This window comes from Nonomuraea sp. NPDC001684, from assembly GCF_053596515.1.
Window position 1 is genome coordinate 1 of sequence record NZ_JBSFGJ010000383.1, and the last position, 8,915, is coordinate 8,915.

The 8,915-nt window shown below is 74.6% G+C and carries 7 protein-coding genes; 2 read left to right on the forward strand and 5 right to left on the reverse strand.

Features of this window, described 5'->3' with window-relative positions; genetic code table 11:
• Positions 1 to 1,232: NADH-quinone oxidoreductase subunit N (locus ACWCSD_RS40540; RefSeq protein WP_449922826.1), on the forward strand; the 1,232-nt coding region annotated here is incomplete at its 5' end.
• Between the two features lie 13 nt (positions 1,233 to 1,245).
• On the opposite strand, the gene ACWCSD_RS40545 is transcribed toward ACWCSD_RS40540, so the two are convergent.
• On the reverse strand, positions 1,246 to 1,905 hold the full coding sequence (locus tag ACWCSD_RS40545; RefSeq protein WP_387663793.1) for a FadR/GntR family transcriptional regulator: 660 nt from the start codon (positions 1,903 to 1,905) through the stop codon (positions 1,246 to 1,248).
• 31 nt (positions 1,906 to 1,936) lie between these two features.
• Positions 1,937 to 2,926, reverse strand: a complete 990-nt coding sequence (locus tag ACWCSD_RS40550; protein WP_449922827.1) for an ADP-ribosylglycohydrolase family protein — start codon at positions 2,924 to 2,926, stop codon at positions 1,937 to 1,939.
• 76 nt (positions 2,927 to 3,002) lie between these two features.
• Between ACWCSD_RS40550 and ACWCSD_RS40555 the strand changes: the two genes are divergently transcribed.
• Positions 3,003 to 4,925 (forward strand): Xaa-Pro dipeptidyl-peptidase, encoded by a 1,923-nt coding sequence (locus ACWCSD_RS40555; RefSeq protein ID WP_449922829.1) that lies wholly within the window; start codon positions 3,003 to 3,005, stop codon positions 4,923 to 4,925.
• Positions 4,926 to 4,956: 31 nt separating this feature from the next.
• Here the strand turns inward: ACWCSD_RS40555 and ACWCSD_RS40560 are convergent, their stop codons facing one another.
• The 3 genes from ACWCSD_RS40560 to ACWCSD_RS40570 are packed head-to-tail and all read right to left on the reverse strand — an operon-like array spanning position 4,957 to position 8,766.
• Positions 4,957 to 6,819 (reverse strand): hypothetical protein, encoded by a 1,863-nt coding sequence (locus ACWCSD_RS40560; RefSeq protein WP_449922831.1) that lies wholly within the window; start codon positions 6,817 to 6,819, stop codon positions 4,957 to 4,959.
• A gap of 25 nt (positions 6,820 to 6,844) precedes the next feature.
• Entirely contained in the window at positions 6,845 to 8,029 is a 1,185-nt protein-coding gene (locus ACWCSD_RS40565; RefSeq protein WP_387663801.1) for an FAD-dependent oxidoreductase, read from the reverse strand.
• The gene (locus ACWCSD_RS40570) at positions 8,026 to 8,766 is read right to left on the reverse strand and encodes a maleate cis-trans isomerase family protein (RefSeq protein WP_352358998.1); all 741 of its coding nucleotides are present in this window, start codon (positions 8,764 to 8,766) and stop codon (positions 8,026 to 8,028) included. Before ACWCSD_RS40570 ends, ACWCSD_RS40565 begins: the two co-directional genes overlap by 4 nt.
• Positions 8,767 to 8,915: the final 149 nt, after the last annotated feature.

Consider the following 8,915-nt stretch of genomic DNA (forward strand, 5'->3'; position numbering starts at 1 on the left):
CGATCATGGAGGCGCTCAAGAACCTGCCCGGTGGCATGAACAAGACCCACGGCGGCGAAGCCGAGCTCATCGCCTTGGCCGCACGGGAGCAGAAGACCGTCGATCCGCCGACCGGAGCCGCCCGGCTGACCGTCTGCCTGGCCACCCTGCTGGCCGTGTGGCTGGCGACCGGCCGGGTCAGGGGGGACGGCAGGGAGGCCGAGCTGTACACGCTGATGGTGCTGGCGGCGCTGGGGGCCGTGCTCATGGCGGGGGCGGACGACCTGCTCGTGCTGGTGGCGGCGTACCTGCTGGCGAGCGTCCCGGCGTACGCGCTGGCGGGGTTCGCCAAGGACGCGTCCGGCACCGAGGCGGCGCTCAAGTACTACCTGATGGGCGCCTTCCTCGGCGTGCTCATGCTGGCCGGGGCCACCGTCGTGTACGGCTGGTCCGGCGCCACCGCCTACCCCGCCGCGCGCGCCCCGGCGGTGGGCGCGGTGCTGCTGCTGGCCGGGCCGCTGTTCAAGGCCGGGGGAGCGCCCGCGCACTTCTGGGTGCCCGACGTCACCGAGGGCACGTCGGCGCCGGTGGCCGCGTTCGTGACCACGGTGCCCAAGATCGGCGCGCTGGTGGCGCTGTACCGGCTGGCGACGACGGTGCTGGACGAGCCCGCGCTGCTCGCGGTCCTGGCCGCCGTGACGATGACGCTCGGCAACCTGGCCGCCTTCCAGCAGGAGAACGTACGGCGGTTGCTGGCGTACTCGACGGTCAGCCAGGCCGGTTACCTGCTGGTCCCGGTCGCGGTGGCCGGACGCACCGCCCTGGCCGCGCCCGCCCTGCTGGTCTACCTGGCCGCCTACGCGGTCACGAACCTGGGCGCGTTCGCCGTCGTGGTCGCCACCGGGGCCGAGCGGCTGGCGGACTACGCCGGGCTCGGCCGCCGCTCGCCCTGGACGGCGTTCGCGCTGGTGGTGTGCCTGCTCGGCCTGGTCGGGACGCCGCCGACCGCGGTCTTCGCCGGGAAGCTGCTGATGTTCGCGGCCGCCTGGGACGGCGGGTACGCCTGGCTCGCGGTGGTCGCCGCCGCCAACACCGTCGCGAGCCTGTTCTACTACCTGCGCTGGATCCGCCCGGTCTTCGCCGCGGAGGGCCCGGCGCACCCTGCCGCGTCGAGCCCGGTCGCGCAGGTGTGCGCCGCCGCCTCGATCCTGCTCGGCCCGGCCGCCGGGCTCGCCGTGCTGATCGCCCGCTGACCCGGCGCGCGGGTCACAGGTCGCGTTCCTGGGCGTCGAGGATGGCGACCGAGACCTCGACCGCCCTGGCCGCGTCGCCCGCCTCGATCGCGGCCAGCAGGTCGTCGTGCGACGGGTCGGGCGCCAGCGCGGCCTGCTCCTGGTCCCGGACGCTGTCGCGCAGCGCGTCGCGCATGCTGCGGTAGAGGTCGGCCAGCAGCGGGTTGTGCGCGGCGTCGGCCACCAGCAGGTGGAAGTCGGCGTCGGCGTCGGCGAACCCGTCGAGGTCGCCCGCGCGCGCGGCCGACCCGCGGCGGGCCAGCGCCTCGCGCATCGCGGCGACGTCGTCGCCGGTGCGCTTGACCGCCGCCAGCCGGGCGGCCACCAGGTCGAGCCCGCGGCGCACGTCGATGATGTCCATCGCGGCCGCCCGGTCGAGCCGCCGGCGCAGCGCCACCTGCGACTCGTCGGTGGCGGTGACGTACGTGCCGTCGCCCTGCCTGGTCTGCAGCAGCCCGGCGTGGGCCAGCACCCGCACCGCCTCGCGCACCGACAACCGGCTCATGCCGAGGCTCTCGGCGAGCCGGCTCTCGGACGGGATCTTCGTCCCGACCGGCCAAGCCCCACTGGTGATCTCCCCGCGGAGCTCCTCGATGGCGGCATCGACGAGCGAGGTCCGCGCGACGTTTCGCATGCGATCTCTTCCGTCCCGGTGAGCCTCCAGCCTAGAGGAGCGCGGCGGCCAGGCGCTCGATCGTCTCGCGGCCCTCCAGCGGTGTCACCCAGGCGGCCGGCAGCGCGTCCGCGCCGCGCAGCGCGCCCACCAGGTTGCCGCAGACCGAGCCGGTCGAGTCGCTGTCGCCGGAGTGGTTGACCGACAGCAGCAGCGCCCGCTCGGGCGAGGGCTGGGCCAGGGCGCAGTAGACGCCGATGGCCAGCGCCTCCTCGGCCACCCACGCGCCGCCCAGCGTCTCGACCCGTTCGGGGGAGTGCGGGCCGGACGCGGCCAGGTCGAGCGCCGCGCGCAGGGCGCCGGACGTCTCCTCGTGCCCCGGACGACCGGCGAGCAGGTCGAGGGCGTGGCCGACGGCGGCCTCCAGCGGCTCGCCGGCCATCAGGCGGGCGACGATCGCGGCGAACGCGCCCGCGGCCAGGTAGCCGGTCGGATGGCCGTGGGTGATCTGCGCGCAGACCGCCGCCAGCTCGAACGCGGCGTCCGCGTCGTACGGCGCGACGAGCCCGAACGGCGCCGAGCGCATGACGGTGCCGCAGCCCTTGGAGTCCGGGTTCACCGGGCCGGGCACGCCGGACGGCGACGGGCCGGGGAAGGGTTGCCGCAGCCCGGACAGGCAGGCGTTGCCCGGGGCCCGCCGGGAGTACAGCCAGCCCTCCTCGCGCAGCGCGCCGGTCCGGTGCGGCCGGTCGGCGGGCGGCGGAGCCTGGTGCTCCTGGGTGTCGAGCCAGCGCAGGTACGCCTGCCGCACCTCGCCGGGCGTGCGGTCGCGGGTCAGCGCCTCGACGGTGAACAGGGTCATCTGGGTGTCGTCGGTGACGAGCGCGCGCCTGCCCCGCCAGGTCGTGACATAGCCGGTGACGCCGTCCTGGCCGTGCTGCCGGCGGATCTCCCGCAACGACTCGAACTCGATGGGCGCCCCGAGGGCGTCGCCGATCGCGCCGCCGAGCAGGCAGCCCCGGATCCGGTCCTGTGCCTCCATAGGTGGGATCTTGTCAGCTTTCTGGGCGGGTGAGACATTGCGGGGGAAATTACGACACTTGTCACGGAGGTCACGCGTGCCACAATTACGCCCGGCCCTCTTCGCGGTCGCCCTCACCTTGGCCATCGCGACCCCGGCACAAGCCGCTGCCGGACCCACGATCACCGTCAAGGACGGCCGGACGCAGCCGGTCTTCTCCTACGCCGACGCCGTCCGCGAGCACGTGTACGTCGAGTCCACCGTGGACAGCGACCTCGACGGCGCGCTCGACCGGGTCAGGGTGGACATCATCCGTCCCAAGGAGTCCGGTCCGGGCCTGAAGGTGCCCGTGATCATCGACGAGAGTCCGTACTACGACAACTCCGGACGTGGGAACGAGGGGGAGCGCAAGGCGTACGACGCCTCCGGCAATGTCACGAAATTCCCCCTGTTCTACGACAACTACTTCGTCCCGCGCGGCTACGCCGTGCTCAACGTGGACATGCTCGGCACCACCAGGTCCGACGGCTGCCCGGACATGGGCGGCAAGGCCGACGTGCTGGGCGGCAAGGCGGTCATCGACTGGCTGAACGGCCGCGCCAAGGCGGTCAGGGCCGACGGCACCCCCGCCGTGGCCGACTGGACCACCGGCAACGCCGCCATGATCGGCAAGTCCTACGACGGCACGCTGGCCAACGCCGTGGCCGCCACCGGCGTCGAGGGCCTGAAGACGATCGTCCCCATCTCGGCCATCAGCTCCTGGTACAAGTACCAGCGCTCGAACGGCGTGGTCTACAACTACGACTACGCCTCCTGGCTGACCAACTACGTCGACACCGACCCCGAGGCCAAGTGCCAGGCCGTCCGCGACCGCATGGACGCCGAGGACGGCGACGACACCGGGAACTACAACGCCTTCTGGAACGAACGCGACTACCTCAAGGGCCTGCTCGGCGACGCCTCGAAGGTCAAGGCCAGCGTCTTCGTCGTGCACACGGTCAACGACCTCAACGTCCGGCCGGACAACTTCTCCGCCTGGTGGCAGGCCCTGGCCCAGCGGAACGTGCCGCGCAAGATCTGGGTCGGCCAGTACCAGCACGTGGACCCGTTCGACTTCGAGGGCCGCAGGGACCTGTGGGTGGACACCCTGCACCGCTGGTTCGACTACTGGCTGCACGGCGTCCGCAACGGGATCACCAACGAGCCCCGCGCCGACGTGCAGCTCGGCCCGGCGCAGTGGACCACCCAGCGCGACTGGCCGGCCCCGTACGCGCTCAAGGCCGTGCTGCGGCCCGCCGCCGACGGCTCGCTCGGCCTGCTCAAGGCCCGCGGCGACAGCACCGCCACCTTCACCGACCTCGCGCTGAGCGAGACCGAGATGGTGGCCGACGTCGGCACGGCCAAGCCGGGCCGCGCGGCCTTCACCACCGGCGCGCTCCCGCTGGACCTGCGCCTGTCCGGCACGCCCACCGCCGACCTGCGGGTCAGGCTCGACAAGCCCACCGCCAACCTGACCGCCCTGCTCGTCGACTTCGGCGAGGACACCCGCGTCGACTGGCGGCGCGGCCAGGGCGTCACCACGCTCACCGAGGAGGACTGCCACGGCGAGAGCACCGCGGCCGACGACGCCTGCTACAAGAAGGTCACCACGAACGTGGCCACCCGGCCGCTGGAGATCGTCGCCCGCGGCTGGATCGACGTCCAGAACCGCGACTCGCTCAGCCAGGCCCAGCCGCTGCCCGTCGGCACGTACGGGACGGTCAGGTGGCAGACGCTGCCGCAGGACTACACCTTCAGGAAGGGCCACCGGATCGGCCTGGTGCTCGCCGGGACCGACACCACCTACACCAGTGAGGAGGGCACCGGCGCGACCGTCACCGTCGACCTGACTCGCAGCAGCGTGACCGTGCCGCTCGTGCTCGGGACGCCGCTGGCCGACGTGCCCAAGGACAGCGCGACGTTCAGGGGGCCGCGACAGCTCGACCTGCCCGAGCCCGAGCCCGGGTTCCGGTTCTTCTAGCCGCGCGTGGGGCCCCGGCCGGTCCGGGGCCTCATCGGCAGTTGCTCCAGCGGACGCCGCCGGCGTCGAGCCGCCGCACGCCCTTGTCCCTGGCGATGGTCCAGCCCACCTTCAGGGTGAGCGTGCCGCCGGCGGTCGCCGTGCCGCCGGTGCGCAGGCCGTCGCCGGTGGCGCGGCCCGTCCAGACGATGGTGATCCGGCCGCGCCGCACGTCGGGCCCGCCCGGGCAGCCGGGCCGCGAACGCGGGTCCAGGACGCGGAACGTCGTGCCGTCGACGACGATGCCGCGCGTGCCGGTGGCCGAGACGACCCGGCACGTCCCGGTGCACGCCAGCGAGAACGCCCCGGCCCGCCCGGACCCCAGCCACGCCGACCGGGGCGACACCCGGGCCGTGGGCGCCGCCGGTCTCGGCAGGTCGGCCTTCCGGTCCAGGGACGACAGGGCGGACCCGGCGGCCGGGCCGATCGCGGCCGTCCAGCGCGTGGGCGTCTCGGCCGGGACGGCCGCCTGCGCCGCCGCCCTGGTGACCACCGCCGGATGCGCGCGCGCATTGAGCACGGCCCACACCAGGCCCACCACCAGCAGCCCGACGCCCAGCAGCAGGCCCAGCCTGGCCACCGTGCGGATCGGGGCCTCGGTCTCCTCCTCGGGCTCCGCCGGCTGCTCCCGCCAGAACTCCTGCCAGGGGGCCTCGCCGTCGAACCGGTCGAGACCGCCGGGCTCGCCGTTCCAGCCGATGCCGCCGTACCGGATGATCATCGCGCCGGGCGGGGCGGCGGCGCCGTCACCACCACCGGCCTCACCGCCGCCGACCGGCGCGCTCAACGGACCGGTCACGGGGCTGTTCACCGGGCTGCCGCCCGGCCCGTTGACCGGCCCGTTGACCGGCCCGTTGACCACGGTGCCGCTGAGGCCGCCTTCGGCCCGGTTGTCGTAGACGAGCTTGTCGCCCGGGGAGCCGCCGCGGAAGGGCCGGGCGCGGCTCGTCGGCGTGAACGGGTGCCGCCCGCGTGCCGCCCGCCCCGGGGGCTCCTGGTCGGCGGCGGCCGCGCCCGCCGCCGACCAGGGGTTTCCCGGTGTCGCCGTCGTGGGGTCGGCGACCGGGGGCATCGGCGTCGCCCCCACGCCCGGCGGGGCCGCGAGCGGCTCCACCAGGGTGCGTGCCAGCACGGGGAAGCCGTCCGCCCGCCAGAGGGGTCCCTCTCCGGGCAGCGGCTGCGCCGAGGCGAGCCGGTTGGTCAGTGTGCCGGGCAGCTCCGCGATCGGCAGCCGGCGCAGCAGCGTGGCGGCCGACATGGTGCGGGGCGCGGCCCGGCAGGCGGCGCAGCCCTGGATGTGCCGGCTGATCCGGGCGCGGGCCCGGCGGCCCGGCGAGGTGACCCAGGCCGCCACCCGCGTGGTCAGATCAGGACATCCCGTACGGCCGCGCGCGGCGATGATCGCGGCGAACCAGCCCTCCAGCGCGTCGGCCGCCCGCGCCACCACGGCGCTGACCTCGTCCTGGCTCAGGCTGAAGACGGTGGCCAGCTCGGCGTCGGACAGGCCGTGGCGCAGGGACAGGTCGAGCAGCTCGCGCAGCGGGCGGTCGAGGGAGAGCAGCGCCTCGGGCAGCAGCTCCGACATCCGCCCCGGCCGCGACCAGGAGCCGATGCTGGCCGGCTTGGCCACGAACGCGCGGTGGGCGCGGGCCAGGGCGTAGAGCCAGGGCCGGTGCAGGGCGGGGTCGCGCAGCCGGTCCGCGTAGAGGTGGGCGGACACCAGCGCGCCGGCGGCCGCCTGCTCGGCGTCGCCCGCGGCCAGCTCGGTGCGGCAGTAGTCGTAGAGGCGGGAGCCGTGCGTGTCGCACAGCTCGCGGATGGCCTGGCGCGCTTCGTCCGAGAGCGTTCGCCACATGCGGTGTCGCACCTCCTCAGCGGTGTCAGACGGGCCGGGCCCCACCGGCGGAGCCGGGAACGGTGTCGAGCAGCGAGGCCTGCGCGAGATAGGCCCGCGTGGCCTCCGGGTCGCCGGCGATGGCCCGCAGCCCGGCCATCGCCGCGGCCAGCCGGGCGCTGTCGCGCTCGCGCACGCCGGCCGGCCGCGTCTCGCCGCGCGGCATCACCCGCTGCAGCAGCACGGCCCGCCGCCGCCACGCCCACGCCTCCAGCGCGGTGGGCGGCGCGAACCCGCCGAGCACGGCCGCGATCACCTGGCCGACCTCGACGGCGTCGTGGATGCCGGCGTTCATGTTGAGGCCGCCGACCGTGGAGGTCAGGTGCGCGGCGTCGCCCACGAACAGCACCCGCCCGCAGCGGTAGGAGGTCAGCACGCCCCTGGACAGCCCGAACCGGTCGGCCCCGGTCACGTGGATGGGCCCGCTCGCTCCCGGCAGGGCGCGGCGGACCAGCATCGAGACGTTGGGCGAGGACAGCGGCTCGGTGGCGTCGCAGGGGATCCTGAAGATGATCCGCCAGTGGTCGGGCAGCGCGAGCAGCGTGCACGACTGCTGCACGTCGCGGACGTAGGTGAGCGGCGCCAGGCTCGGCAGCAGCCGGTCGAGCGGCGAGTCGGTGAACACCCGCAGCGCCTGCGTCGGGTAGGCCGACCTGGGGAAGGGCAGCCCCAGCGAGCCGCGCACCGTGCTGTGGCCGCCGTCGGCGGCGATCATGTACCGGGCCCGCGTCCAGGTCTGGCCGACGCGGACCCGGATGCCGGTGCCGCCCTCGGAGACCCCGTCGACGCGGGTGCCGAAGCGCACGTCGACGTCGGGGTAGGCGTTCAGGGCCGCGAGCAGCAGCGGGGTGAGCGCGGCCTGGTCGGCGTGGATCCTGAACGGGTGCTTGGTCAGGCCGTTGAGCCGGTTCATGCCCATCTCGGCCAGCACGATCCCCGACCGGTCGCGCCACTGCACCCGCTCGACCACGCGGCCCTTGGCGACGAGTTGCGAGGCCACGCCCAGCTCGTCGAGCAGGTCGAGCGTGGCCGGATGGAAGGTGCAGGCCCGCGCCTGCCCGGCGAGCTCGTTCTCCCGCTCCAGCACGGTGACCGGGATCCCGGCCCTGGCCAGCGAGAGCGCCGCGGTCAGCCCCGCCGGGCCGGCCCCGACGACGATCACGCCGTTCATGCGGGGCGCCTCCCCTGCTCCGCCATGTGGCGGCGGTAGGGCACGCGGCTGAGCGTGACGTGCTCGCCGATGGCCCGCGACAGGGCCCACCAGGCGGTGCAGAGGTTGGACGTGAGCAGCGTGCGGTCGTTGCCGGCGCTGAGCGGCCCGAGCACAGGCAGCGTGGCCATGCCGGTGCCGGTGAACAGCAGCACCGCGTCGCCGGGCACCTCGGCCCGCTCGACCTGGGTGATCAGCTCGGCCGGGGTGACCGCGTAGGAGGAGTAGCCGCCCTTGGCCGCCCGCACCTGCACGACCTGCGTGACGTTCAGCCCCGCCGTCTTCCAGAAGCGCTCGGCCAGCTCGGTCAGCCACGGCTGGTACGGCGAGACCAGCACGATGTCGCTCACGCCGACGTGTTCCACCGCCTCCCTGGTGGCCTGCGTGGAGGAGGCGAACGGCACGCCGGTCGAGGCCGACAGCCGCGCGCACTGGTCGGCGTCGTCGTCGGGGCCCAGCAGGTAGCGGGACTCGCTGCAGGCCATGACCAGGGCGTCCAGCGGCAGGCCGTCGAACGCGCAGACCATGCCGGGCAGGGCCTCGTTGTAGCTCTCCAGCCGTTCGGCGAGCGACACTCCCCGGTGCACGGGGAATCGGGTGACGTGCATGTCGGCGCGCGAGCCGAGCAGGCGGGTCAGCTCGGGCTCCGCCGAGGGATTGGCGGGGGCGACGATCACGCCCACCCTGCCGCGGCTCATCTCGCACCTTCCGGGTCGGGGACCGTCCGCATGACGGTCAGGCCGGCGCCTGGTCGATCTCGCCGATCGCCTGCACGGACACCTGCCGGATCCGGCGCAGCCGGTGGACGGTGCGCGCCGGGGCCTCGGCCCGCGACGGCTCGTCCCGG

Coding starts and splice junctions, on each gene's coding strand:
- ACWCSD_RS40545 (WP_387663793.1), bottom strand. CDS start 1,905: ATGCGAAACGTCGCGCGGACCTCGCTCGTCGATGCCGCCATCGAGGAG.
- ACWCSD_RS40550 (WP_449922827.1), bottom strand. CDS start 2,926: ATGGAGGCACAGGACCGGATCCGGGGCTGCCTGCTCGGCGGCGCGATC.
- ACWCSD_RS40560 (WP_449922831.1), bottom strand. CDS start 6,819: ATGTGGCGAACGCTCTCGGACGAAGCGCGCCAGGCCATCCGCGAGCTG.
- ACWCSD_RS40565 (WP_387663801.1), bottom strand. CDS start 8,029: ATGAACGGCGTGATCGTCGTCGGGGCCGGCCCGGCGGGGCTGACCGCG.
- ACWCSD_RS40570 (WP_352358998.1), bottom strand. CDS start 8,766: ATGAGCCGCGGCAGGGTGGGCGTGATCGTCGCCCCCGCCAATCCCTCG.